Genomic DNA, 25,143 nt, shown 5'->3' on the forward strand with positions numbered 1-25,143 from the left:
GCACCGTGGGAGCACCCGCGGTGCGCGTTTTTTTGTTTTTGTGCAGGGCGAGCAGTTGGCCCGGCCCCTCCGGGCTAGGACGCCGAACGGTGGTCTACGGACTCATCGGGACGGCCCACGAGGACATCGGTCGCCATGTCCAGGAACAGGCCGTGGTCGAGCACGCCGGGGCGGTCGCAAAGTCTTCGATTAAGGGCGTCGGGGTTCTCGATGCCGTCGGGGAACCGGGCGTCGATGATCCACAGGCCCTGGTCGGTGACCACCGGGCCGTCCTTGGCGTCGGCCGTGCGGAGCGTCGGCGTCGCCCCCGCTGCGTCTAGGGCGTTCATTACCGGCGTCGCGGCCATGGGGAGCACCTCCACGGGCACCGGGAACTGGGTGCCGAGCCGGCTCACCTCTTTCGTCGGGTCGACCAGCACCACGAATCGGTCGGCCTGGTGGGCCACCACCTTCTCGCGGGCGTGCGCCCCGCCGGCGCCCTTGATGAGGCGAAAGGCGTCGTCGACCTCGTCGGCCCCATCGAGCGCAAGGTCGAGGCTGGGGGTGTCGTCGAGCGAGGTGAGCGGGATGCCGTGGGTGCGGGCGCGGCGCTCGGTGGCAAACGACGTGGGGACGCCCTGCACGTCGAGGTCCTCGGCCTGAATGCGGCGGCCGAGAAATTCGAGGGCGTAGGCGGTGGTGGAGCCGGAGCCAAGGCCTACGCACATGCCGTCGCGGACGAGTTGAGCGGCGGCCTCGGCGGCGGCCTGCTTGGCGGTGTCGCGATCCATAGAAGAGCGTGTGAGGGAAGGCAGAGTATCGGAGATGTGTTGTGGGGGGCACCCGTCGATTGCGTTCTGGCACCGTCGGCGCGGTCCCTGATCCGCCCGAACGTCATGCCGCGTCGAAGGTCCACGCAAAGCGGAGCCGGTAGTCCTGGTACTTGGCGCTGTAGCCGGCCCGAATCACCTCGAATCCTTCGTCGAGGCCGAGGACCGTCATCCCGGGGTGCTTGTTTGGAAACGTATCGTACACGAATCGCTCGTAGCCGCGGCCGGCCACGACGTCGAGCATGTCGTAGAGAAGGGCCCGGGCAATGCCGTTGCGACGATGGGCCGGGTGGACGCCGCCCTTGGCGCTGTAGAACGCGGCCTCGTTGAGCCGGTAGCCCAGCTTGAAGCCCACGTCGGTGCCGCCCGACCGGGCGAGCAGCATGAGCAGGTCGTCCCGCTCAAACGTCTCGATGATGTGGGCGTCGTCGAAGATGGCGACGTTGAGGCGCCGGATTGCATCGAGTTGCTCCATGCCCACCTCCAGGATCTCGAGGGGGACCTTGGCCGCCTCGTGCGCCTCGGGCGGCGTGGAATGCTCGTGTGGCGTCCTCATGATGAAGCAGTGGGGGAGAGCAGGTCGGAAGCGTGTCGTCTAAAACGGAAGGCCGTCGGCGTCGGCAGGGTCGTCGGGGGGCCCGTCGTCCCGCGTGGATTCGGGGGGCGCCGGGGCCTCCCCGTTCCGGGAAGAGGGCAGTGTGTCGCCCCCCTCAGGCGCATCCGGGGCGTTCTCGTCCACGGCGTCTTCTTCGACGAGCTGCACCGGTTCGAGGACGTCGTCGGGCAGGTCCTCGACGAAGCGGCTCGGGGTCGTCATGTACTCGCCCTGCCCCCGCCGGTACTGCGTCATCGGGTAGGAGATGAACAGGCCCTCCTCCGCCCGCGTCACGGCCACGTAGAAGAGGCGCAGCTCCTCGTCGACCCCGCCCGGCTCGCGGAGCGCGTGGCGCGAGGGAATGGTGCCGTCGAGCGCCCGGATCAGGAAGACGGTGTGGAATTCGAGGCCCTTCGCCGAGTGGATGGTCGACAGCACGAGGGGGGGCTCGTCGTCCTCTCCGGTCTCCTGGTCCAGGGCGGTCAGCTCGATGGGATCGAGCGTGAGCGAGGAGAGGAAGCGCTGGCGCGACTCGTGGTTGGCGGCGAGGCCGGCCAGGTGCTCCAGGTCCGGGGCCCGCTTCGGGTGGTCGTCGGCGTACTTGTTTTCGAAGAGGGGCTGGTAGTAGTCGAGGATGGCCTCCACCTGCTCGGTGACGGACGTATCGTCGGAGCGGACGTGGCGGAGCGTCGAGAAGAGCTGCTTGAGCCGGGCCGCGTACCGGTCGGAGAACGGGGCGCCGTCCCCGAGCGTCAGGGGGTCCTCGGCCGCCTCCGTCGTCCACTCGATGAGGGACTGGGCCGTCTTGGGCCCGATGCCGTGGATGAGCTGGAGCGCCCGGTTCCAGGAGGCGGCGTCCTGCGGGTTCTCCACCACCTTCAGGTGGGCCAGCACGTCCTTGATGTGGGCCGCCTCGTTGAGCTTCATCCCGCCGTACTTTACGAACGGAATGTTGCGCTGGTTGAGCTCCACCTCCAGGTCGTACGCGTTGTGGCTGCTGCGGAAGAGCACCGCCACATCGCTGAGCGGAACCCCGTCTTCGCGCAGGCGAAGCACCATCTCGGCCACGAACCGGGCCTCCATGTCGCCGTCGGCGGCCGGGACGAGGGCCGGGAGCTCTCCCTCTGTCTTCTCGGTAAAGAGCGTCTTGTCGTACGAGCGCTCGGCCTGCTCGATGACGCGGTTGGCCAGGTCCAGGATCGGCTGGGTCGAGCGGTAGTTGTGCTCCAGCTTCACGACCTCGGTGTCGTCGAACTCGTCGGGGAAGCGGAAGATGTTGCGGAAGTCGGCGCCCCGAAATTTGTAGATGCTCTGCGCGTCGTCGCCCACCACGGTCACGTTGCCGTGGACCGACGAAAACTTTTTGACCAGTTCGGCCTGGAGGGCGTTGGTGTCCTGGTACTCGTCAACCAGCACGTGCCGGCAGCGGCTGGCCACCTGGTGCCGCACATCGTCGTCCGTCTCGAGGAGCTCCAGCGTGCGCTCCAGCAGGTCGTCGAAGTCCATGAGCCCGTGCTCCTTCTTGTACCGCCGGTACGCGTCGCGGAGGGCCTTGAGCTCCGCGTGCAGGCTCGTGAACTGGGGGTAGCGCTTCGTAATCGTCTCGCCGAGCGTCTCGTCGCGGTTCGTGGCCGAGGAGAACATCGAGTAGAGCGTGTTCTTCTGGGGAAAGCGTTCCTCCCCGTCGCCGTACTCGCCGCGGGTGCGAATGACGCTGAGCACATCGGCGGCGTCCGCCGCGTCGAGGACCGTAAAGTTGCGCGGGAAGCCGAGGGCCTCGGCGTGCTGCCGCAGGACCTCCAGGCAGAAGGCGTGGAACGTGCCGCCGCGCACCTTCTCGCAACGCCCGTCGAGCAGATTGGACGCGCGGGCCGTCATGTCGTTGGCCGCCCGTCGCGTGAAGGTGAGCAGCACGATCTGCTGGGGGCGCGTGCCCGTCTCGACCAGATAGGCGAGGCGGTAGATGAGGGTGCGCGTCTTGCCGGTGCCCGCCCCGGCCACGATGAGGAGCGGCCCCTTCCCAGCCGTCGCCGCCGCATACTGCTGCTCGTTGAGGGCCTCCGCGTACTCGATCGTAAGGTCTTCGGTCGACCCCGACGGCTCGTCCCGGTCCGACGACAGTACAATGCGGCGCGCCATGGTGGGGAGCGAGGACGTGGGCGAGACAGCGAGGTGAGACAGCGACGGGGCGGGGGGCAGGCCGGCGTGGCGCCCGCGGTGGGCAGAACACTGACCGGCAGCGGCCGGTTGGGAGACAGTCCCAGGATTAGGGGCCGGGCAAAAAGAACCACGTACTAAACCTCCGTGCCGGGACGAGTGATCCGGTCGCGGGGGGTAGACATTGGGGGGGCGTGGTTCGTAGGTTATAGTCCCCCGTCGTCATGTCCGGGCCCGTCGTCAAGCGTGGGGCCGGGTGAACCTCTTTGCGAGCGAGATTGTCTTCGGTAGTTTACTATGGGAAAAGTTATCGCGATCGCCAACCAGAAGGGCGGGGTGGGCAAAACGACCACCGCAATCAACCTGGCCGCCTCCCTGGCGGCGACGGAGCACCCCACCCTCCTGCTGGACATCGATCCGCAGGCCAACTGCACCTCCGGCATCGGCATCGAGTCCGACGAGGTGGACAACTCCATCTACGAGGTGCTCATCGGGGAGGTGGATGCGTCCGACGCGGTGATGAGCACGGCGATGCCGTTCCTCGACATGATGCCGAGCCACATCAACCTCGTGGGCGCCGAGGTTGAAATCATCGACGAGACCCAGCGCGAGAAGCTGCTGAGCGCCGCCCTGCCCCGCATCCGGCGCAAGTACGACTTCATCGTCATCGACTGCCCGCCCTCGCTGGGGCTGCTCACCCTCAACTCGCTCACCGCCTCGGACTCGGTTCTCATCCCGGTGCAGGCCGAGTACTTCGCGCTGGAGGGGCTGGGGCAGCTGCTGAACACGATCAAGATTGTTCGCCAGCACCTGAACCCGGACCTGGACATCGAGGGCGTGCTCATGACCATGTTCGACACGCGCCTTCGCCTGTCCAACCAGGTGGCCGACGAGGTGCGCCGGTACTTCGGCGAGCGGGTGTTCGAGACCATCGTGAAGCGCAACGTGCGCCTCTCGGAGGCGCCCAGCTTCGGGAAGCCTGCCCTGTTGTACGAGGCGTCCAGCACCGGGGCCCAGAACTACATGGCCCTTGCCCGCGAGATTCTGGCCCACAACGAGGAGTACCTCGATTCTGCACCGGACAGCAACGGCCGGGGCGACGCGGAAAGCATCGAGACGCCGTCCGCCGGCGACCAGGAAACCCTGTCGGACGCGATCGGGGCGTCGTCCGAGGCCGACGAGGACGCCGCCACGCCGGCCGACGAGTTCTCCATGTAGCCCTGGACGCTGCGATCGCCGTACCTGATTGCTTCGCTCTCCTTTTTCGTCGATCCCCGGTTTCGAATGGGTAAGAAATCAGCACTAGGCAAAGGCCTCAACGCGCTCCTGCCCGAAGACCAGGACGAGCAGGCGTCGGGGGACGGCGAGGGTTCAACCGACGAGGCGCCGGAGGAGCAGAGTCAGTTGTACCAGTTCGAAGACGGGACCCGCCTGCTGGGGCGCGTTGCGGAGGTGGCGGTGGAGCGCATCCGGCCCAACCCCTACCAGCCGCGCCAGGAGTTCGAGGAGGGGGCCCTCGACGAGCTGGCGGCCTCCATCGAGCAGATCGGCATCATCCAGCCCATTACGGTGCGGGCGCTGGGGGACGGCGAGTTCGAGATCATCTCGGGTGAGCGTCGCCTGCGGGCGGCCCGGCGGGCGGGCATGGAGCACCTGCCGGCATTTATCCGCGAGGCCGACTCGGAGGAAATGCTCGAGATGGCCCTCGTCGAAAACGTCCAGCGCGAGGAGCTGAACCCCATCGAGATTGCCCTCGGCTACCAGCGCCTCGTCGAGGAGTGCGACCTGACGCAGGAAGAGGTGGCCGAGCGCGTGAGCAAGAGCCGGGCGACGGTGTCCAACTTCCTTCGTCTGCTCCGCCTGCCGCCCCGCATTCAGGCCGCACTCCGGGACAAGCAGGTGAGCATGGGCCACGCCCGGGCCCTCATTGCGATGGACGACGACGAGGCCCAGGTGGCGCTGCTCGAAGAAACCATCGCGGAGGACCTGTCGGTGCGTGAGGTGGAGCGACGGGCCCGCCAGTGGCACGAAGACGAGGGGGCGGCCGACTCCGAAGCAGCAGAGGGGGCCGACGACACCGCGGTTCCCGAGACGGCCCCCGACCGGGACGATCTTCAGTTCGAAGAGCTCCGAAACCGGCTTCGGTCCCGGTTTAGCACCCAGGTACAGATTCAGCACCGGAAGGACGGCGAGGGAACGATCGAAATTTCTTACTACTCGGAGGAGGACCTGAATCGTCTCGTGGAGCTTCTGGCGAGCGAGTAGGTGGGGCCACTGCTTTGAAGCGGGGTTGAGATCGGGGCCCCCGGCCAAGGACCGGGAGCGGCCGGGGAGGAGACGCCTCCCCTGGTGACACACCGTGTTGTTTCGTTCGTCGATCGGGTGCCTGTGATCCAGATGCGCCGTGTCGGACTCGGCTTGGGACTGCTCGTTGTGCTCCTGGGAGCGAGCCTAAGCACCGGCACGGCCTCCGCGCAGCCGGACAGCGTGCGCGCCTCCATCCTGGAGGAGAAGGGATTTTCGCCGGATCACTCTCCCCGTGGGGCCCTCTGGCGGGCGGCCGCCGCGCCCGGATGGGGACAATTCTACAACCGTCAGTACTACAAGATGCCGTTCGTCTACGCGGGCCTGGCGGGCGGCGGGTACGCCATCTACACCCTGACCCGGCGCTACCGCCTGTTCCGGAACGCCAACCTCTACGTGATTGGACGGAACCGGGCCGAGGAAAATGGCGGGGACAATCCGTACGGGCAGTTCGAAGGGGAGTACGACGAGGCCGTCGTGCGACTGGGCGGCGACCCGCAGGGTAGCACCGTCGGGGGGCGTCAACTCCGCGACCAGCGCGATCAGTATCGGCGCTGGCGCGACCTGTCGATTCTAGGCACGGGCCTGTTCTACGCCCTCACTGTGCTGGACGCGTACGTCAGTGCGCACCTGTTGAGCTTCAATGTGGGGGACGTCGCGCTCGACGTGCGTCCGAGCGGAGGCGAGCCCGTGGTCGCGGGACGGCAGAACGGGACCGACCGGACGCCCGAAGAAGTGTCTTTGCGAGATATTAATGGCATTGGGGTTCGCCTCCACGTCCGGTTCTAGCGGCGCGCCCGATCACGCCCGCGGCGAACAAGATGTAAAACTGCCCCAAAATTTTGGGCATGGGGGAGAATGGAAGCCCTTCGATGCGGGAAACTGGTGAAACCCCTGCGCCGCGAGACGTACTGATCAATCACGTTTTGTTATTCCCCGGGCCCGAGAACTGTAGCACCCCACGCAGCGGGAAGCCCCGGGCGTCGCGTGTTACTTTCGTTCGGAGCGGTGCGGCGATACCTAGATGCAGAAAGACTGTGCTTCGTCGCGGGCACCCACGAACGCGCGGCATACCTTACGTCCTTCGCGTCCTGAACTACGCACTGCGTTCCCGCTTTTATGACGACACCCGATCGCCCCCCCCGCCAGTCCACCCGGCCCGAGGAGCCCGAGCAGGCGTCTCCCGCCCAGGAAGAGCCGTCTCTGTTTGAGAAGTGCCACCGCTTCTTCGATCCGTCGGGCGACTACGCCAAACTGAAGCAAGCAGACTTGTATCCCTACTTCCGGCCCATCGAGGAGAGTGAAGGGTCCCGGGCCGTCATGAACGGCGACGAGCTCGTGATGGCAGGATCGAACAACTACCTTGGGCTTACCGCGGACCCCCGGGTGAAGGAGGCGGCCCAGGAGGCAACGGCCACGTACGGCACCGGCTGTACCGGCAGTCGCTTCCTCAACGGAACGCTCGACCTGCACCTGGAGCTGGAGGAGAAGCTCGCCGACTTCATGGGGAAGGAGGAGGCCGTGTTGTTCTCCACCGGCTACATGACGAACGAAGGCGTGCTCGAAGCCGTGGCGGGCCGTGGCGACATCATTTTTTCGGACAAAGACAACCATGCCTGCATCAATGCAGGGGCGCAGAAAAGCCTCGCGGAGACCAAGCGGTACCGTCACAACGACTTTGACCACCTCCGCAAAATGCTCAAGCGGGCCCACGAGGAGCGCCCGGACGCAGGCAAGCTCATCGCCACGGACGGCGTCTTCTCCATGAGCGGCAAAATTGCGCGGGTGCCCGACCTGCTCGACCTCGCGGACGAGTTCGACGCGGCCCTCATGCTCGACGACGCCCACGCAATTGGGGTCATCGGCGACGGCGGGCGCGGATCGGCCTCCACGTTCGGCCGCAAGGATGACGTCCACCTCATCACGGGCACCTTTTCCAAGAGCTTTGCCTCCATCGGGGGCTTCTGCGTGGGAGACCACGACGTGGTTGAGTACATCCGGCACGAAGCGTCGACCCACGTCTTCAGCGCGTCGATGCCGCCGTCGACCGTGGCCACCGTCCTGAAGTCTCTCGAGATTCTTCAGGACGAGCCGGAGCGGCTCGACCGACTGCACGAGATCTCCGACTACATGCGCGACGGGTTCCGCAACCTCGGCTTCGACGTCTGGGAGAGCGAAACGCCCATCATCCCCGTCGTCATCGGCGACATGGAGCTGTGCTTCCGCTTCTGGCGGGAGCTGATCGACGAGGGGGTCTTCGTCAACGCCGTCGTGCCGCCCGCCGTGCCGAAGGGGCAGGCCCTCATGCGCACCTCCTACATGGCCACGCACACCGACGAAGAACTCGACCAGATTCTCGACGCCTTTCACAAGGTGGGCAAGAAGTTGGGCGTGATCGGAACGAACGGCCACGAGGTGCCCGCGGGCGCGTAGCCGGTCCCGAACAGCGGCCCCATTCGGCCCGTAATGACGCCGTCGTTTTCCGATCTGTCGTCGGGAAGCGGCGGCGTTTTCGCATGGCCCTCCCACAGCTCCCGTTCGTCCCGCATGCCGGCCTCGACCTCCGCCGTGACTGTCCGCCCCGTCGATGGGGGGCGCGACCGGACACGGTTCATCGACGTCCCCTACGATTTCTATCCGGGGCGCTACCCGGAGTGGGTGCCGCCGCTGCGCCGCGACGTGAAGGACACGCTCGACCCGTCCTCGAACGCGTTCTTCGAACATGGCGACATGCAGCTCTTCCTGGCGGAGGATGCCTCCGGCGCGGTCGTCGGGCGCATCGCGGGCATCGTCAACGGCATGCACCTGGAGAAGCACGAGGACGGGACCGGGTTCTTTGGCTTCTTCGAGTGCGTGGAGGAGTACGCCGTTGCCGAGGCGCTCCTCGACGCCGCCGCCGACTGGCTCCGCGAGCAGGGCCTCCGCCGCATGCGCGGCCCGGCCAACCCGTCGCTCAACGACACCGCCGGCCTGCTGGTGGACGGGTTCGACCGGGCGCCGTCCCTGCTCATGCCCTACAACCCGCCGTACCACGAGGGCTTTCTGGAGCGCTACGGACTGGAGCGGGCGATGACGATGTGGGCGTATTACCTCCACAAGAAGTACGCGAAGTACGAGCGGCTGCAGCGCGGCGTGGATCTGGTCAAACGACGCACGCCGGGCCTGTCGCTGCGTACGCTCGACATGGACCGCCTCGAAGAGGAGGTGCGCACCGTCCGCGACATCTACAACGACGCGTGGTCCGACAACTGGGGGTTCGTGCCCATGACGGAGGGGGAGCTCCAGCAGCTCGCCGACGAGCTGAAGCAGATTGTCGACCCGGAGATCGTCTTCTTCGTCGAGCACGAGGGCACGCCGGTCGGCTTCTCCGTCGCGCTCCCGGACGTGAACCAGGCGCTGCGGCACGTCCCCGATGGGCGCCTCTTCCCGTACGGCGTGCCGTCCGGCCTCACAACGCTGTTCCTCCACATGCAGTACGGGGTTCACGAGTGCCGCATGCCGCTCATGGGCATTCGGAAGGACTATCAGGGAAAGGGACTGGATAGCATGCTCGTCCTCGCCACCATCGAGAATGGGCCGGCGAACGGCTACGCGGCCTGCGAGATGAGCTGGGTCCTCGATACGAACGACCGACTCAAAAACCACGTCGAGTCCCTGGGGGCCGTCGTCGACAAGGAATACGCGATGTTCGAGACGCCCCTTTCCCAGAACGACTAAAGACGCGAACGGCCGACTGCACACCGACGCCCGCCCCTCGACCCCGAACGTTGCCCCTCCGACGATGGACCCCGAATTCGTGTACTTCGACCTCGACGACACACTGCTCGACCACCAGACCGCCGAGCGGAAGGCCTTGGCCGACGTGCGGACCCGCTATCTGACTGTCTTCGGCGCCCTCTCGGTCGACGAGCTGCAGGAGACCTACCACACCATCAACGCCCCGCTCTGGCGCCGGTACGCCGACGGGGAGATCGACAAGCGGACCGTGCAGCAGCGGCGCTTCGAGGGGCTGCTGGAGGCGGTGGATGCCCCCCACGCCGACGCGACCCTTATCGCCCGGCACTACATGCAGCGCTACGCCGAGCATTGGGCCTTTATTCCAGGGGCACGAGAGACGTTTGAGGCCATCGCCGATCGGCACCCGGTGGGCGTCATCACGAACGGCTTCGCCGAGGTGCAAGAGAAGAAGTTCGATCAGTTTCCCCTGCTTCGCGAGCGGTCCGACGCCCTCGTGATTTGTGAGGACGTCGGCGTCCTCAAGCCCGATCCGGAGGTGTTCGACCACGCCACGGAGACGGCAGGGGTCGCCTACGAAGACGTGCTCTACGTGGGGGACTCGTACCGGTCCGACGTGGAGGGTGCGGAGCCGGTGGGGTGGCGGGTGGCGTGGTACGCCCGGAATGGCACCAACGGCCACTCGACGAACGAGCGGGGCTTCACCTTCTCGGACTGGGGCGACCTGCGCGCCCGGGTGCTCTAGGCTACCCGAGAAGCTGCCGGAACGACTCCAGAAAGACCTGTACGGAGCGCGGCTCCAGGAGGATCGTGAGCGCGACGCCCGCGAGTGCGCCCCCCACGTGGGCCTCGTGCGCAATCCAGTCGCCCACGCTGCCGCGCGCACCGCCGCGGCTGTCACCTCCCATGGCGTAGATCGACCCGAACACGTACCCGAACGCGAACAGGACGGCCGGAATGGGCAGTGCGAAGAACAGGTAGAGGTTGCGAAGCGGAAAGAACACGCAGAACGCGAACACGACCCCGCTGATGGCGCCCGACGCCCCGACCGCCGAGTAGTTCGGATCGTCGCGGTGCGCGGCGAACGTAAGGGCGTGGGCCGCGAGCTCGGAGCCGAAGTAGAGCAGCAAGAACGCCCCGATCCCCAAGATCCCTTCCAGCAAGGGCCCGAAGAAGTAGAACGTGATCATGTTGAAGGCCAGGTGCGTGCCGCTGGCGTGCACGAAGCCGGCCGTGAGGAACCGGTAGCCCTCCCGGTGGGTCCGGATGCGGTGGGGCCGGAACGACAGCTCCCGGAGGAGGGACGGGTCGGTGAAGGCGTACAGACTCACGCCCAGGTTGGAGAGCAGCAGCGCGAGCGTGATGGGGGCCTGAAGCAGACGCTCCATTCGGGGGACGAGCGGGACGTGGGAGACGAGAAAAGCGGGGGAACTGGACAACGAAGGGGGAGGGCGGGGGCGGAAATGCGTGCCGACACACCGCAGGGCGTGTGGAGGGCGCTGGAGAAGACGCCCCTCCCGTCACGCCTTACGCCGCGACGATAGAGACGTGGTTCAGGAGCGACTCGAAGATGAGCCGGCCGTCGTCTCCCCCGAGCAGCGACTCTACGCACCGCTCCGGATGGGGCATGAGGCCGCACACGTTGCCCGCCTCGTTGACGAGGCCGGCGATGCCGTGGACCGAGCCGTTCGGGTTGGCCTCGTCGGTGACCGCGCCGTCCGCCGTGGAGTAGCGGAGGAGCACCTGGTCGTTGGCCTCGATGCGGGCGAGCACATCCTCGTCGGCGTAGTAGCGGCCCTCGCCGTGGGAGACCGGAATCGTGATGACCTGGCCCTCCGTCAGGGCGTTCGTGAAGGGCGTGCCGGCGTTTTCGACGCGGAGCGGCGTGTCCTTGCAGACGAAGCGGAGCGACTCGTTGCGCATGAGGGTGCCGGGGAGGAGCCCCGCTTCGCAGAGGACCTGAAAGCCGTTGCAGATGCCGAATACGAGCCCGCCGTCCTCGGCGAACCGCACCACGTCCTGCATGATGGGCGAGAAGCGCGCAACCGCGCCGGACCGCAGATAGTCACCGTACGAGAACCCGCCCGGCACGATCACCACGTCCACGTCCCCGAGCGACGCCTCCTCGTGCCAGATGAAGCGCGCCTCCTGGTCGAAGACGTCGTGGGCGGCATGGTAGGCGTCGTGGTCACAGTTCGACCCCGGAAAGACGACGACACCGAAGCGGGCAGACATGAGGAAGCAGGGCGGTGGGCAAACAAGAGGATGAACAGGGGCCGCAGAGGGGGCCGCGTCCGGCTTTCAAAATCCGCAGCGGCACGCGGGTTGGGGCTACGCCTTCACGAAGTCGAGCCACGCGCTTCCCTCCACGTAGTCGTCGATCACAGACGGCGTTTGTGAGCGTCCGTACGAGGCGAGCAGGCGTTCGACCTTCTCCTGGAACGACTGCAGGCAGTTGGAGATCAGGTCGCTCCGGAAGCCCCGATCGCCGAGCTCGATGACCATCTCCATCGTGACGACGCGCCCCAGGACGCGCCCCAGGTCCACGAGCTTGCGCTGCGGAAGCGACTGGTCGACCTCAAAGTCGAGCGCCCCGGAGAAGTAATCGGTTGCACGGGCCGTCAGGTCGTGGTCCTCCAGGAACGAGCGGAGGTTGCGCTCCTTCGCCTGGCGCATGGACTTGAGAATCGACTCCGTAATTTGCTGGTAGAGGACGTCGTTCGAGCCCTCGAAGATCTGGAACGGGCGGCTGTCGACCACCGAGCGGCCGGCCACGTGGTCGAGCCGGTAGCCCTTGCCCCCGGTCAGCTGCAGGAGCGACTGGGCGGCGTTCTGCATGAGGTCCGTCACCACCGTCTTGGTGGCGTTGGCCGAGAGGGCCTTTCCGGCAAGGTTGTTGTCGGTATGGGCGTGTTCACTGGTGTGGAGGCACATGGCCGAGCACGCCGTGTAGGCGGCCTGGATGTCCGCCACGCGGCGCTGCACCTGGTCGTACTCGAGGAGCGACTTGCCGCCCACGAAGCGTTCCTTGCAGTGCGCCAGCGCCTCGTCGAGAATGCGCTGGAGGAAGCCCATGCCCATCCCCGGAAACTCGATCCGGCTCCGGTGCAGGGTGTCGAGCATCATCTTGATGCCCGTACTCTTGGGCTGGAGACGATGCTTTGCGGGCACCTGAATGTCGACGTGGTTGCGCCCGTACGGAATCATGTAGAGGCCGAGGTTCTCGTAGAACTCCTCGACCTCGATCATCTGCTCGGGCTGGTTCATGTCGGCGACGAAGAAGTCGATGTCGCGCCCCAGGTCGCCGTCGGCGCCCTGGCGCCGGGCCGTGACGAGCCAGAAGTCGGCCCAGCCCGTGAGGCCGGCCCAGTGCTTCGTGCCCGTGAGGTGGTAGTCGCCGTCCCCTGTCTCCGTGTAGGACGTCTCCATGCTGAGGGCGTCGGTCCCGTAGTCCGGCTCCGTAATCATGAGCCCCCCCAGGTTCTTTTCCTCAATGAAGCGCTCAAAAACCGGGGGCTTGATGGACTCGGCGCCGTACTTCGTAAGGGGCTGAAGGAACAGGGCGCCGTTGATGCCCAGGGTGAGGGAGAGGGCGAGCGACTCGTAGGAGGCCGTGGCGAGGATGGACTGGCACTCGTGCACGTGGCCGCCCCGTCCCCCGTACTCCTCGGGGATAAAGACCGAGAGCGGAGTCATCGACTGAATTTCCCGCATCATGAACGGCGGGAGGCCGCGTTGGGTGCTGACCGCATCGAAGTCGCCGCGCATGCGGAAGACCTTGTGGAGCTTCTTCTGGAAGGCGTCCCGGAACGTCTCGAATTCGACGGAGGTCCCGAGGTCCTCGGACAGGTAGGAGGCGATGCTCATTGTACTGGGGTCTCAAGGAGACAGTGGGCCCGAATTGAGGGCCGTGACAGAGTGTGGTTGTTGCGTTGTCGCCCTACCGCAACGAGCATACAATGCAAAAGATCGACCGCAGAGGAGCAATCTGCAAACGAAGCTGCAACAAATCGCCGGGGGAGGCCGAGGAAAAAGGCAAGTTCCGGGTTTGCGTCCCCGATGCCACGAGGCACGACACCGAAAGGTCAAGACGGAGGATGGACAAAAACACGAAGAGGAGGAAGGCCGAGGCAATCTCGACCTCCCTCCTCTCAAGACGCACGATGGCGGGGAGCTGTGCCGGAACGATCCCCGACTAGAACGGAAGATCATCGTCCGGCTCGAATGTGTCCTCGTCCTCGCCCCCGGAGGACGCCTGCTGCCCAGGCTGCGGACCGGAAGAGCCGGCGGGCTGCTCCTGGCGGGTTTGGTCCAGGGATTCGTCCCCACGGGTCTGGTCGAAGCCGTCCATGTCCGCCCCGCCCTGGCGATTGCTGTCGAGGAACATCATCTCTTGGGCCTTCACCTCCGTCGAGTAGCGCGTGTTGTTGTCGCGGTCCTCCCAAGAGCGGGTTTGGAGCTTGCCCTCGAAGTAGACCTGGGAGCCCTTGTCAAGGTACTCGTTGCAGATCTCTCCGAGCCGCCCCCACGCCACGACGTCGTGCCACTCGGTGTTTTGCACCTCATTGCCGTCGCTATCGGTGTAGGTTTCGTTGGTCGCGAGCGACATGTTGCAGACAGCCGTCCCGCTGCCGGTGTACCGCAGTTCGGGATCGTCGCCGAGGTTGCCGATGAGAATGACCTTGTTGACTCCGCGTGCCATGATGACCACCTAGCCGTATTGTTCGAAGATCGATGAGTGCCCGCGCCCCCGTACGGTCCCGTGTCGGGATTCTCTATACGACGAGCCGCGAAAAGTGTCCCGGGACGGTGCTGCGGTACGGGCGAACGCCAAAAGAAGAGCACGAACCCTTGTTCGTTCCACAGACACACGGACGGCCTGTACCATAACTTTTGTGCCAAACAAAAGAAATGCCTGGGGCCGTCCCGGCGCTTGCAGGCGCTTCGGTGCCGCCCGCGGCCCCCCTCACAACAAAAAAAGCCGGGCAGATGCGCTCACCCAAAGACGCACCTGCCCGGCAAGGATGGAGGCCTCCTAGGGACTGTAACGTCCCGCACAACGTGACCGCGCACGCGACCGACGCTGTGTCGTAGAGAGCCTGCAATGTGTGTGCCAGGCAGGAATCGGTCGGCGCTTCTGCGGATGAGCGCCGCCTACAGGGGGGACGGCGTGCGCTTCGCCACACAGCTGTCCGGCCGATTGGACAGCGCGGGCCCCCTAGCGGCCAGACGGGGGCGTGAGGGGGGCCTCCTCGGCGAGCTCCTCCAGGAACTCGAGCGTCAGTGCGTTAAACGTATCCGGGTGTTCAATCATCGGGGCGTGCCCGCACTTGTCGATGAACTCGAGGCGAGCGTCCGGCATCCGATCCCGAAACTCCTCCCCCACCTCGGGCGGCGTGACGATGTCGTCGCGGCCCCACACCAGGAGCGACGGCATGTCAAGCTGCGAAAGCTGCTCCGTCACGGTCTCCTCGTCGGCCGAGCGGGCAATTTTGAGCAGCCGAAAGGCCCGCGGCCGATCGTTCACGATCTCGAGCATCTCGTCGACCAGCTCCTCGGTGGCGTGAGCCGGGTCGTAAAAGGTCATCTCGGTGCGTTCCCGGATGAACTCGCGGTCCTGGCGCCGAAAGAACGACGAGCCCATTGTGGTCTCGTAAATGCCGGAGGACCCGGAGAGGACCATGGCGTGGACCTTCTCCACCTGGTCTAGGGCGTACAGGAGGGCGACGTGCCCCCCAAGGGAGTTGCCCACGAGGACGACGCGATCCAGGTCGAGCGTGTCCACGAAGTCCCGGACGTGCGTCGTGAGGCGCGGCACCCCCGTTTCCGACAGCGGGAAGTCGTAGACCGGAAGGATAGGGGCGAGCACCCGGTAGCCGTTGTCCGAGAGGGCCTCCACGGTGTCGACCCAGTTGCTTAGGTCGCCCAGCATGCCGTGCAGGAGGACGACCGGGGGAAGGGGGGAGTCGGTGGGGCCCTCCGCGTTGTAGCGGAAGGAGCCCGTTTCGTGGATGGGGAAGGGGGTTTCGTGCATACGTCGTAGGCTCGTCGTCAATGAGGGCGGGGCAGTTCGAGGCCGCGCCGAGCATCGCTCCCGGCGGAACGCCCGGAACGACCCTCAGGCCCCAACGAAGGGCGACGCGTACGACCTGCGGGGTACCGTCACAGAGACGGGCGGGGAGGCCCCGGCCCGGTCGGTGGGGAACAGCAAGATCGGCCGACGCGCGTAGGCAAAGGCCGTGTAGATTCCCAATTACGTGTTGCAAGAAACGCACGAGGTCGATAATATTCAAAGCCCTGAGCCCAAAAGGGTTCGTTTTTCGTCCTGCCCCCCGCCCGGGCACCACGAGGAACGCAACGAAGATTTGCGGAAGAGGCTCGTTCCGGCCGGGGGACGCGGCCGCCGTGCACCCGCGCCGGGTCCCTCGCTGAGAGAAACTGGACCGTTGTTGTGCGGTAGAACACCATTCAGCTCCCCCACACGTTTTCTCGCCTAGCACGCCGATTGTTCATGAAGGAGACGTCACGGAAACGCATGACTCGAATTGGGGTGTGCAGTGCATTGGCGGGCGGGGCCGTCGGGTTTGCCCTGGGCATGCTGTTTGCCCCACAGCGGGGCCCCGACGCGCGCCGCCGCATCGCGTATCAGCTCGAACAACTGTCGGCCCAGACGGGGGTGCTGTTCCGTCGGCTCCTTCAATCCGGGGGGGAGAGCGAAGGGCGCCGCAACAGCGCCGCCGTCGTCGAGGACGCAGAAACCCGGGCCGACCACATCCGCGACGACATTGACGCGTTGATGGAAGAGCTCCGCCAGGCGTCGCAGGCCGACGACGCAGACTGACTCCCGTCTCGTGCCGGGGCCCCCTTCTCTTCGGCCCCGCTCTCCATTCTGTCGCCATCGATTGACCCACCCACCCCTACATGCCAGACCTGACCGTCCTGCTCTCCCCCGCCGACCAGAAGCAGCCCGGCGGAAATCCGTTCGCCCCGGACATGTTTGACTACCGCACATCGGGGACGTTCAACTATTTCGACGACCTGAACCCCGACCGGCGCGAACTCATCGACACCCTGCAGGCGGTGGTCGACGAGGAAGACGAAGAGGCGCTCGGCGAGGTGTTTGGGGTGGAGGGCTACGAGCTGGAGGAGGCCATCCGCGTCAACGACGAAATCTACGATGCCCCGCTCATGTCGGCCCTCGACCGGTTCAGCCCGGGCGTGATGTACGCCGCCATGGACTTCGCAAACCTCCCCACGGGGGCGCAGCGTCGCCTCCTCGAAAACGGAGTGATCCTGTCGGGGCTGTTCGGGCTTCTGCGCCCCGACGACCTGATCCCGAACTACCAGCTCGGCATGGAGGCGTCCCTGCCGGACGTGGGGCCGGTGGCCGACTACTGGCGGCCCATCATCAGCCCCATGCTCAACGAAAGCCTCGAGGACCGGTGGGTGTGGGACCTGCTGCCTGAGGTGCACCGGAACGCCTGGACCGACGAGCACACGTACACGGCCCGCGTTGAGGTGCAGTTCGAGCGCGTCGAGGACGGGGAGCGCGTGCCCATCACCGGAGAAGACCTGGAGGTGCAGCGCGGCCAGTTCGTGAACTTCATCGTGCAGGAGACGGCCGAGGAGATGGAGGACCTTCGGGAGTGGTCGGAAGAGGAGTCCGACGAACTTACGTTCGACGAAGACGCCTCCACCTACGACGAGGACACGAAAACGTGGGAAATCGTCATGGTACAAGACTAGTCCCCAATTGCTCGGTGGGGCCGTCCCGGCCCCCGTTCTGACTCGCCCATTGCCTGCGCATGCCTGCCCCTCGCGCCCCGATGCCCATGAACCCCCCGGTCGTTATCGGTATTGCCGGTGGGTCCGGGTCGGGCAAGACGACGGTCCTGAACCACATCCTCGAGGAGTTTGGGTCCGACCCGATTGCGATCCTCGACCACGACGCGTACTACCACGACCTCTCGCACCTTTCCCGAGAGAAGCGGGCGCAGTTTAATTTCGACCACCCCGACGCGCTGGAGACGTCGCTCATGCGCGAGCACCTCGACCGCCTCATTGAGGGGGAGGCGATCGAGAAGCCGGTGTACGACTTCACCACGCACACCCGCCGCGAGGAGACCGAGACGGTAGAGCCCCGCCCCGTCATCATCATCGAGGGCATCCTCGTGCTGGCCGAGTCGGCCCTTGAGGAGCGGATGGACATCAAGATCTACGTCGACGCGGCCGACGACATCCGGCTCATGCGCCGCATCCGGCGGGACATGCAGGAGCGGGATCGGTCCATCGAGGGCATTCTGCGCCAGTACGAGCGAACCGTCCGCCCGATGCACCTCGAGTTCGTCGAGCCCTCGAAGCGGGAGGCCGACATCATTATTCCCCGGGGCGGGCACAACGAGGTGGCCATCCAGATGGTGATGTCGCGGATTCAAGAGCTGCTCCGCCTGGTGGAACAGGGAACGCTGCAGGCATAGCACCGGCACGCCGCCCCAGCGGGCGGGGGCTACGCGCGGTTTTTCTCCGCAAGCAGCCGCACGCCGCGCAGCACGAGGTGGGGAGCGTGCGCGGCCTCGATCGTGAGGTGGTCGATGAGTGGATTGCTCCAGCCGCCCGTGAGGACGAGCCGGGGCGCATCGGGGAGTTGGGCGGCGAGACGGGCAGCCATCCCCTGAACGCTGTCGATGAGGCCCCACAGGATCCCGCTCTGCAGGGCCGTCCGGGTGGAGGAGCCGACCGGCGTCTCCGGAAGGTGCAGGGGGACGTCGGGCAACTGGGCGGTGCCGGCCTGAAGGGCGTTCCGCATGAGGACGGCCCCCGGCCCGATCGCCCCGCCCCGGTAGGTGCCGGTCCGGTGCACCACCTCGTAGTTGACGGCTGTTCCGGCATCCACCACGATGACGCTCCGGGACGCGTCGCGCCCGTATCGGGTCCACCCGGCGGCCGCCGCGGCCAGCCGGTCGGTGCCCAGCGTGTCGGGGGTGTCGTAGTCGAGCGTGAAGGGGAGGGCCATTTCGGGGGCAACGATCGTCAAGGGGGCGTCCACGACGCCCCGAAGCCCGCGGGCCACGGCGTCGGTGCGGGCGGGGACGACGGACACGAGCCCCGCGTGCTCGACCGTCGCGTCGGCAAGGGCCGAGTCGAGCTCCGCTCGCCAGTAGGAGGCGTCCGTCGCGTCGGCGTCCGGAGGGTCGACGGAGAAGACGCGGACGAGCTCGTCGCCCGAGAAAAGGCCCGCCTTCACGGCACTGTTTCCGACGTCGAGGGCGAGAAGCATGTGTGGAAAGGAGGGGGAATGAAAGACTTAGCGCCGGGTCGTGACCTCACCCGCGTGCACCGTTTTCTCCACCCCGTCTGCCGTGCGCAGCCGCAGGGCCCCGGTCTCCGTGATGCCCTGCACGGTGCCCGAGAGGGTCTCGTCGGTGCCGGGGAGGCGCAGGGACAAGGAGGACCCGAGGGCGGCAAGGCGCTCCCGGAACGCGCCGCGGACTGAGCCGGCCCCGTTGTGCTGTACGGCGTCGTACCGACGTTCGAGGGCCCGGAGCAGCCGGGCCAGGAGGGGAGGGCGCGGCACGGGGCGGCCGCTGGCGAGGCGGAGCGACGTGGCCGTGTCGGCGAGGGCGTCGGGAAAGTCGGTTTGGTTGACGTTGAGGCCGACCCCCAGCACGACGACGGCGTCGGTGTTGGGCGGGGCCAGAGACGACTCCAGCAGGATGCCACAGGCCTTGCGGCCCTCTAGAAGAACGTCGTTGGGCCACTTGAGGGCGGCCGAGTGGGGCGAGACGAAGTCCTCAATCGCCTCGGCAACGGCCACGCCCGCGGCCACGGTGAGAAGCCCAAACCGGTCCGGCGGCAGCGTGGGACGGAGCACCACGGAGAAGAGAAGATTGCGGCCCTTGTCGGCGGTCCAGTCGCGCCCGTGGCGCCCCCGTCCGGTGGTCTGGTATTCGGTAAGCACCGTGGCGCCCTCCGGCGCGCCCGCTGCGGCCCACTGCGCCGCCCGTTCGTTCGTCGAGCCGACCGTCTCGAATCCGCGCATCGACCGGCCGAAGCGGTCGGTAGAGAGCCGATCCCGCGTGTCCGCGGCGAGGGGAAGGGGCATGAGACGAAAGCGTCGGTGCGGGGAAATCGAGACGGGGCGTGAACACTGCCCTGCGGCCCTCTGCTAACGGGCGGCGTACCCGCGGTACGCCGACACCGTCCGGAACTGGCGCGGGGCGCGAAGGGGCACGTCCACGACGGCCCGGACGCGGGTCAGGTGGGGCACCCAGGTCTCGTCGGGGGCGCGGCGGAGACGGAGCGTGATCTGGCTCCGCTCGCGGAACAGCAGAATCCGGCTGGCCCGGGTCGTGGTGAGGCCCACCAGTTCGTGCGACGCACGATCGACCGTGAGGCGGGCGTACCGGATGCTCCGGTCGGCGCCCCGTTCGCCCGAGCGCACTTTCGCCTCCACCACGTGGGTCGGCGTGCCGTCCAGAAGCGAGTCGCGGCGCAGGGCGTACCGGTAGGCCTCCTGCGTGCGGGGGGCGAGGTATGCCGGCTGGTCGGCGAGGGCCTGCCCCGCCAGGTTGCCGGGACGGGCGCGAGGGGACTGCGAAGGGGTGAGGCGTGCCAAAAATCCGCCGGCCTGGAAGCGGCCGGCCGAGTCGGCCCGTTGAATCGTGCCGGGGCCGGTGCCGGGCGGGTACCGGAGCGTGCGCGTCCGGTAGGCGGTGGTGGCCCCGGTCGTGTCCAGCTGCTCGGTCCGCACGTCCCGGGTGACGGCGTACGCATCGAGACGGGCAAAGGCCGAGTCGAACGCCGTCCGGTCCAGTCGCGCAAGAACGGCGAGGGCCGAGTCCCGAGGCGTGTCTGTGGCCTCAATCGTGTCGAGGGCGCCGAACGCGGCGTACGTCCCGCCGTGCTCGGGGGGGGACGTACAGCCCAGGCCCCCGAGTGCCAGGAGCCACCCGCCCACAATGATATGTAAAAAACGGGCGCGTTTGGAGGGGGCGGGCTGCATCACTCATCGTCGGTTTATATGTTGGGGCGCATTCCGGTACCGCTAGCCTAGAACCGGACAAAAGTTTCGGCCCGTGCAATGGGCTTCGTAAAGTCTTCGGGGCGTTCGGCCTCCGGCGCCCGCAATCAACCGTGCACAGATGGACGCCCCCATGCACGACTCGCCGTACGACCTGCTCCTCGACACGGCCGTGCAGGCGGCCCGCCGGGCCGCCGCCGTCATTCGGGAGCAGGCCGGCAGGCCCGGCGGCGTGCGCGACAAAAGCCGCAACGACTTCGTGACCGATGCCGACGAGCGGGCCCAGGCGGTCATCGTCGAGTCTCTCCGGGAGACCTTTCCCCGAGACGCCATCCTCGCCGAGGAAGGGGCGGCGGGCGACGGGGAGGCGCCGGTCGTGTCGGGGCGGCGCTGGATCGTGGACCCGATCGACGGCACGACAAACTTCATGCATCAGGTGCCGCCCTACGCCGTCAGCATCGCGCTGCAGGAGGAGGACGAGATTGTGGTCGGCGTGGTGCTCGACGTGCCGCGCGACGAACTCTTCACGGCGGTGGCAGGGCACGGGCTTCAGGTGAACGGGGAGGAAGAAGGGGTGAGCGCGACGGACGCGTTTGGGGAGGCGTTCCTGGCGACGGGGTTTCCCTACCGCCGGTTCGAGCACACGGACCGGTACCTGGACGTGCTGGCCGACATCCTCCGCGACGCTCAAGGGGTGCGCCGGCACGGGTCCGCGGCGGTTGACCTGGCCTGGACGGCCTGCGGCCGGTTCGATGGCTTCTTTGAGACCGGGCTCAATCCCTGGGACATCGCGGCGGGCGTCCTGCTCGTGCGTGAGGGCGGCGGACGGGTCACAAACTATCACGACGACGCCGGGCTCACGCCCGTATTCGACCAACAGATGTGCGCCACCAACGGGCCGGTGCACGCCGCCCTGCTGGGCCACCTGGCCCCGATGGACGACGTGCGACTGTAGCCGGCCGTGCGGGGCCTCTCCTTGCTCATTTTCTTCCAACTACGACTTCGACTGTCATGGACGGTTACGACCTGCTCGACGGAAAGACGGGCGTCATCTTTGGGGCCCTCAATGAGGACAGCATCGCCTGGTCGGTTGCTCAGGCCTGTCACCGCGAGGGGGCGGACTTTGTCCTCTCCAACGCCCCGGTGGCCCGCCGCCTCGGCTCCCTCGACGCGCTGGCGGAGGAGACGGACAGCCCCATCATCTGGGCCGACGCCACCGACGACGAGGAGCTCGCCGCGCTCTTCGAAGAGGTCAAGGACGAGTACGGCTCGATCGACTTCATCGTCCACTCCATCGGGATGGGCGTTAACGTGCGCAAGGACGTGCCCTACGAGGACCTCAACTACAACTGGTACGAGCAGACGCTCGACGTGTCGGCCGTGAGCCTGCACCGCATCGTGAACCACGCCCTCGACACCGAGGCGATCGACGACGGCGGGTCGATCCTGGCGATGAGCTACATCGGCGCCGAGCGCATCTTCTCGAAGTACTCGGAGATGGGCGACGCCAAGGCGCTGCTGGAAAGCATCGTGCGCTCCTTCGGCTACCGACTGGGCGAGCGCAACATCCGGATCAACGCCATCTCCCAGAGCCCCACGAAGACGACCGCCGGCTCCGGGATCGACGGCTTCGACGCGATGTACGAGTTTGCCGAGCGCGTCGCCCCCCTCGGCAACGCCGACGCCGACAGCTGCGCCGACTACGCCGTGACGCTCCTCAGCGACCTCACGCGCATGGTGACCATGCAGACGCTCTACCACGACGGCGGCTTCTCCACCATGGGCATCTCCGACGAAATCGTGGAGGCGATGGAGGATGCCTTTGCGGAGGACGAGGAGGACGAGTAGTGTTTCAGGTTGGCACGTTGCACGTCGAACGTCCCATCGTCCAACGCACACCGCACCAACGCTGTGATTGAGCTGTTCATCGCCGACATCGACGGGTGCCTGGCGTCGCCCTACGAGGCGTACGACCTAACGGGGCTCGACACGCTCCGGCGGCTCCCGCATGAGGCGGACACGGCCCCGGCCCTCACCCTCTGTTCGGGCCGCTCCTACCCGTACGTGGAGGCCATGACGCAGGCGCTCGCCCTCACCACCCCGGTGCTGTTCGAGGCCGGCGGGGGGCAGTTCGACCCGGTGGCAGCCCAAACCGCCTGGAGCCCGCACCTGACCGACGAGGTGGAGGCGAAGCTCCGCACCGTGGAACGCTGGTTCGCGACGGAGTGCGTGCCGGGCACTCAGATCTCGATCGACCACGCCAAGCGCACGCAGACCGGGGTCGTCTCGCCGAAGGGGGACGAAATTCGGGCCCTGCGGCCCCGCACCGAGCAGTTCGTGGCCGAGGAGACGCCCGGCCTCCACGTCTTTGCGACCGACATTTCGGTGGACGTCGTGCCGCCCGGCATCACGAAGCGGGACGGGGTCGAGTGGCTGGCCGACCGCCTCGGGCTGGCGCTCGACGAGACGGCGTACATCGGCGACGCCGAGACCGACCTGGAGGCCCTCAACGCCGTCGGAACGTCGTTCGCCCCGGCCAACGCCGACGCGACGGTGCGGGCCCAGGTGGACCATGTGACGGAGGGGACGGTTCTTGACGGCGTCTTGGAGGCCTTCCGATATTGTCGGGCCCAGAACGACTCCTAACTCGAGCCCCTACGCACCGCCCCGAGCGTCCGCGTCTCACCCTCGTCAGCCGACGTGTCATGCGCACGATAGGATGGTTGCTTCTTCTCATCGGGGGACTGGCAGGCGGCCTGTCGTCGGCCGCCGGCCAGCCGAGCGCCCCGCCCGACACCATCCGAGGGGACGCCGTGGCCCCATCGCCGGCCCCCGCTTCGGGCGACCTCGCAGGGCAGGGCGGCGCCCTGGAAGCGACGCCGCTGTTTTACGTGGCCGAAGACGCGGCGACCCTGCACAACCGCTCCGGCCTGAACGCCCCGGTGACCCGGCTGGCGATGCGCACGCCCGTCCGGCGCCTGTCGTGCGAGGCAGACTGGTGCCGGGTGCGGACCGACGGGGGCACGACCGGGTACGTCGCCGCCGACGCCCTGTCCAACGTGTGGATCCGCGTCTCGAAGCGGAAGCGGCGCGTCTACGTGTACCGCGGGGCGGAGCTCGCCCACGCCTTTGAGGCGGACATGGCCTACAATGCCTTCGCCGACAAGAAGCGAAACGGCGGCAAAACCCGCCCCGACCACTGGCGCACGCCCGAGGGGACGTTCTACGTGGTCCACAAGAACCCGCAGAGCGAGTTCTACAAGGCGCTCGTGCTCAACTACCCGAAGGTGGAGGACGCACGCCGGGGGCTGGACGCAGGGCTGATCTCCCGCGCCCAGTACGAGGCCATCCGGCAGGCCCAGCAGGAACACCGGATGCCGCCCATGGGCACGGACCTGGGCGGGTGGATTGAGATTCACGGCGACGGCACGGGGGACGCGACCGCCTGGACGCAGGGCTGCGTGGCCATTCGAAACGGAGCCATGGACGTGATCTGGGAGCAGGTGCGCGTCGGGACGCCGGTGCTTATCGAATGACCGGACCCGGCCGACGCCGCCCCGAGCCGGCCCCACGCCGGGAACGCCTCCGGACCGGGCTCCTAACATCGTAGCACAATTTCACCCATCTCACTGATTACAGGATTGTATCATGTTTTCGACCCGCAACATTGCCACAGCGCTCGTCGGCGTTCTCTTCTTCTTTGTCGTCGGGTGCGGCGGCGGCAACAGCCCCACGGCGCCGCCGGACGGCTGGCAGACGTCGGACATGCACTGGTGGGCGGAGGGGGTAGACACCTCGGCGGTGTTCATCACGCTCGACAGCCTCTCCAGCATGGGCGTTGAGAACGCAGAGGTGCAGCTGTCGGCGAGTGGCGACGTCAACCAGGAGCAGTTCCAGGCGGCGATCAAGCGCAGCCTCCTGCCGCTCTACCGCAACAATCCGATGGTCGTCGACTCGCTCTTTGAGGAGTACGCCGCCCCGCAACTGGAGGAGGTGGACCTGGGCGGAAACGTTCTGCAGAGCAACGGGGAGCTGAAGTCGGACCTGCTGAACAAGAACCAGAAGGTGGCCTACGAAGCGATCACCGAGTACTTCCGCGAGCCCCAGCGCGATCAGTCGCCCGACAACATCACTTGGCCCGACAGCCTGCGGTCGGAGGAGTACTCCGGCGTCGTGCAGCTGCAGGTGCACCTTGACGTGGAGGGCGAGGGGGAGAACGCGACCTCTCGGGCCGACGCCGTGGAGGTGCTCTCGGGGCCGCACCCGACGCTGAATCGCATTGCCCTGAAGGCCGCGACCCAGGCCACGTGGAAGCCCGCCTACGTTCTGGAAGACGGCAGCTGGACCCCAACTGAGAGCTGGGTCCAGTTCAACATTCCGTTCCAGATGCGGTAGGATCGCCTTCCAAGCCGTAGCCGGTCCGTCCAGGCCGGCCCGCCCAGCGCGCCCTGCACTCGGCCCCTCTGCCCCGCGCGGAGGGGCCGAGCGTATGTGGGGGCGATCGATGCGAAGAAAGCCCCCCG

At 66.9% G+C, this 25,143-nt stretch carries 25 protein-coding genes; 14 read left to right on the plus strand and 11 right to left on the minus strand.

Translation table 11 applies throughout. From position 1 onward, the window contains the following. Nucleotides 1-74 precede the first annotated feature (74 nt). The 3 genes from rpiA to SRU_RS02705 form a co-directional block, all read right to left on the minus strand. Nucleotides 75-770: a ribose-5-phosphate isomerase RpiA gene (rpiA, locus tag SRU_RS02695; RefSeq protein ID WP_112903052.1), complete on the minus strand. Its 696-nt coding sequence runs from the start codon at nucleotides 768-770 to the stop codon at nucleotides 75-77. A 103-nt stretch (nucleotides 771-873) separates the two neighbouring features. After that, nucleotides 874-1,365, minus strand: coding sequence for a GNAT family N-acetyltransferase (locus SRU_RS02700; RefSeq protein WP_103015636.1), 492 nt, complete (start codon nucleotides 1,363-1,365; stop codon nucleotides 874-876). Between the two features lie 39 nt (nucleotides 1,366-1,404). Continuing rightward, nucleotides 1,405-3,543 carry an ATP-dependent helicase gene (locus SRU_RS02705; protein WP_011403289.1) on the minus strand — a complete coding sequence of 713 codons (2,139 nt, stop codon included), beginning with the start codon at nucleotides 3,541-3,543 and terminating at the stop codon, nucleotides 1,405-1,407. A 315-nt stretch (nucleotides 3,544-3,858) separates the two neighbouring features. On the opposite strand from SRU_RS02705, the gene SRU_RS02710 reads away from it, so the two are divergent. The 6 genes from SRU_RS02710 to SRU_RS02735 all read left to right on the plus strand — a co-directional run bounded on the left by SRU_RS02710 (nucleotide 3,859) and on the right by SRU_RS02735 (nucleotide 10,345). After that, on the plus strand, nucleotides 3,859-4,779 hold the full coding sequence (locus SRU_RS02710) for a ParA family protein (protein WP_011403290.1): 921 nt from the start codon (nucleotides 3,859-3,861) through the stop codon (nucleotides 4,777-4,779). A 66-nt stretch (nucleotides 4,780-4,845) separates the two neighbouring features. Beyond that, nucleotides 4,846-5,826 (plus strand): ParB/RepB/Spo0J family partition protein, encoded by a 981-nt coding sequence (locus tag SRU_RS02715; RefSeq protein WP_011403291.1) that lies wholly within the window; start codon nucleotides 4,846-4,848, stop codon nucleotides 5,824-5,826. 132 nt (nucleotides 5,827-5,958) lie between these two features. Then, entirely contained in the window at nucleotides 5,959-6,654 is a 696-nt protein-coding gene (locus SRU_RS02720; protein WP_118840721.1) for a DUF5683 domain-containing protein, read from the plus strand. A 330-nt stretch (nucleotides 6,655-6,984) separates the two neighbouring features. Beyond that, the gene (locus tag SRU_RS02725) at nucleotides 6,985-8,298 is read left to right on the plus strand and encodes an aminotransferase class I/II-fold pyridoxal phosphate-dependent enzyme (protein ID WP_011403293.1); all 1,314 of its coding nucleotides are present in this window, start codon (nucleotides 6,985-6,987) and stop codon (nucleotides 8,296-8,298) included. 114 nt (nucleotides 8,299-8,412) lie between these two features. Continuing rightward, on the plus strand, nucleotides 8,413-9,582 hold the full coding sequence (locus tag SRU_RS02730) for a hypothetical protein (RefSeq protein ID WP_237701865.1): 1,170 nt from the start codon (nucleotides 8,413-8,415) through the stop codon (nucleotides 9,580-9,582). Nucleotides 9,583-9,646: 64 nt separating this feature from the next. Next, a complete protein-coding gene (locus SRU_RS02735) occupies nucleotides 9,647-10,345 on the plus strand; it encodes an HAD family hydrolase (protein WP_011403295.1) in 699 nt (232 codons plus the stop codon). Between the two features lies 1 nt (nucleotide 10,346). On the opposite strand, the gene SRU_RS02740 is transcribed toward SRU_RS02735, so the two are convergent. From SRU_RS02740 to SRU_RS02760, 5 genes are all read right to left on the minus strand, one after another. Next, on the minus strand, nucleotides 10,347-10,988 hold the full coding sequence (locus tag SRU_RS02740) for a rhomboid family intramembrane serine protease (RefSeq protein WP_237701866.1): 642 nt from the start codon (nucleotides 10,986-10,988) through the stop codon (nucleotides 10,347-10,349). A 139-nt stretch (nucleotides 10,989-11,127) separates the two neighbouring features. Further along, nucleotides 11,128-11,835 (minus strand): phosphoribosylformylglycinamidine synthase subunit PurQ, encoded by a 708-nt coding sequence (gene purQ, locus SRU_RS02745; RefSeq protein ID WP_011403297.1) that lies wholly within the window; start codon nucleotides 11,833-11,835, stop codon nucleotides 11,128-11,130. 96 nt (nucleotides 11,836-11,931) lie between these two features. Next, nucleotides 11,932-13,467 (minus strand): acyl-CoA dehydrogenase family protein, encoded by a 1,536-nt coding sequence (locus SRU_RS02750; RefSeq protein WP_011403298.1) that lies wholly within the window; start codon nucleotides 13,465-13,467, stop codon nucleotides 11,932-11,934. Nucleotides 13,468-13,795: 328 nt separating this feature from the next. Further along, nucleotides 13,796-14,302 carry a single-stranded DNA-binding protein gene (locus SRU_RS02755; protein ID WP_011403299.1) on the minus strand — a complete coding sequence of 169 codons (507 nt, stop codon included), beginning with the start codon at nucleotides 14,300-14,302 and terminating at the stop codon, nucleotides 13,796-13,798. 516 nt (nucleotides 14,303-14,818) lie between these two features. After that, on the minus strand, nucleotides 14,819-15,634 hold the full coding sequence (locus tag SRU_RS02760) for an alpha/beta fold hydrolase (protein WP_011403300.1): 816 nt from the start codon (nucleotides 15,632-15,634) through the stop codon (nucleotides 14,819-14,821). Nucleotides 15,635-16,135: 501 nt separating this feature from the next. Between SRU_RS02760 and SRU_RS02765 the strand changes: the two genes are divergently transcribed. The 3 genes from SRU_RS02765 to udk all read left to right on the plus strand — a co-directional run bounded on the left by SRU_RS02765 (nucleotide 16,136) and on the right by udk (nucleotide 18,077). Beyond that, complete coding sequence (locus SRU_RS02765; protein ID WP_011403301.1) at nucleotides 16,136-16,441, plus strand: YtxH domain-containing protein; 306 nt, start codon at nucleotides 16,136-16,138, stop codon at nucleotides 16,439-16,441. 80 nt (nucleotides 16,442-16,521) lie between these two features. Beyond that, nucleotides 16,522-17,346, plus strand: a complete 825-nt coding sequence (locus tag SRU_RS02770; RefSeq protein ID WP_011403302.1) for a YaaA family protein — start codon at nucleotides 16,522-16,524, stop codon at nucleotides 17,344-17,346. Between the two features lie 59 nt (nucleotides 17,347-17,405). Further along, nucleotides 17,406-18,077: a uridine kinase gene (udk, locus tag SRU_RS02775; RefSeq protein WP_011403303.1), complete on the plus strand. Its 672-nt coding sequence runs from the start codon at nucleotides 17,406-17,408 to the stop codon at nucleotides 18,075-18,077. Between the two features lie 29 nt (nucleotides 18,078-18,106). On the opposite strand, the gene SRU_RS02780 is transcribed toward udk, so the two are convergent. The 3 genes from SRU_RS02780 to SRU_RS02790 all read right to left on the minus strand — a co-directional run bounded on the left by SRU_RS02780 (nucleotide 18,107) and on the right by SRU_RS02790 (nucleotide 20,602). After that, complete coding sequence (locus SRU_RS02780) at nucleotides 18,107-18,877, minus strand: type III pantothenate kinase (protein ID WP_011403304.1); 771 nt, start codon at nucleotides 18,875-18,877, stop codon at nucleotides 18,107-18,109. 27 nt (nucleotides 18,878-18,904) lie between these two features. Then, nucleotides 18,905-19,702, minus strand: a complete 798-nt coding sequence (locus tag SRU_RS02785; protein ID WP_011403305.1) for a biotin--[acetyl-CoA-carboxylase] ligase — start codon at nucleotides 19,700-19,702, stop codon at nucleotides 18,905-18,907. Between the two features lie 63 nt (nucleotides 19,703-19,765). Then, on the minus strand, nucleotides 19,766-20,602 hold the full coding sequence (locus tag SRU_RS02790; RefSeq protein ID WP_011403306.1) for a hypothetical protein: 837 nt from the start codon (nucleotides 20,600-20,602) through the stop codon (nucleotides 19,766-19,768). Between the two features lie 139 nt (nucleotides 20,603-20,741). Here SRU_RS02790 and SRU_RS02795 point away from each other — a divergent pair, with 139 nt between their 5' ends. From SRU_RS02795 to SRU_RS02815, 5 genes are all read left to right on the plus strand, one after another. Then, nucleotides 20,742-21,575, plus strand: coding sequence for an inositol monophosphatase family protein (locus SRU_RS02795; protein ID WP_011403307.1), 834 nt, complete (start codon nucleotides 20,742-20,744; stop codon nucleotides 21,573-21,575). 56 nt (nucleotides 21,576-21,631) lie between these two features. Further along, nucleotides 21,632-22,468, plus strand: a complete 837-nt coding sequence (locus tag SRU_RS02800; RefSeq protein ID WP_011403308.1) for an enoyl-ACP reductase FabI — start codon at nucleotides 21,632-21,634, stop codon at nucleotides 22,466-22,468. 63 nt (nucleotides 22,469-22,531) lie between these two features. After that, complete coding sequence (locus tag SRU_RS02805) at nucleotides 22,532-23,266, plus strand: HAD family hydrolase (protein ID WP_237701867.1); 735 nt, start codon at nucleotides 22,532-22,534, stop codon at nucleotides 23,264-23,266. Nucleotides 23,267-23,325: 59 nt separating this feature from the next. Continuing rightward, complete coding sequence (locus SRU_RS02810; RefSeq protein WP_237701868.1) at nucleotides 23,326-24,156, plus strand: L,D-transpeptidase family protein; 831 nt, start codon at nucleotides 23,326-23,328, stop codon at nucleotides 24,154-24,156. A gap of 112 nt (nucleotides 24,157-24,268) precedes the next feature. After that, a complete protein-coding gene (locus SRU_RS02815; RefSeq protein WP_103015621.1) occupies nucleotides 24,269-25,015 on the plus strand; it encodes an energy transducer TonB in 747 nt (248 codons plus the stop codon). Nucleotides 25,016-25,143 lie beyond the last annotated feature (128 nt).

Source organism: Salinibacter ruber DSM 13855 (assembly GCF_000013045.1).
GTDB classification, from domain to species: Bacteria; Bacteroidota; Rhodothermia; order Rhodothermales; family Salinibacteraceae; genus Salinibacter; species Salinibacter ruber.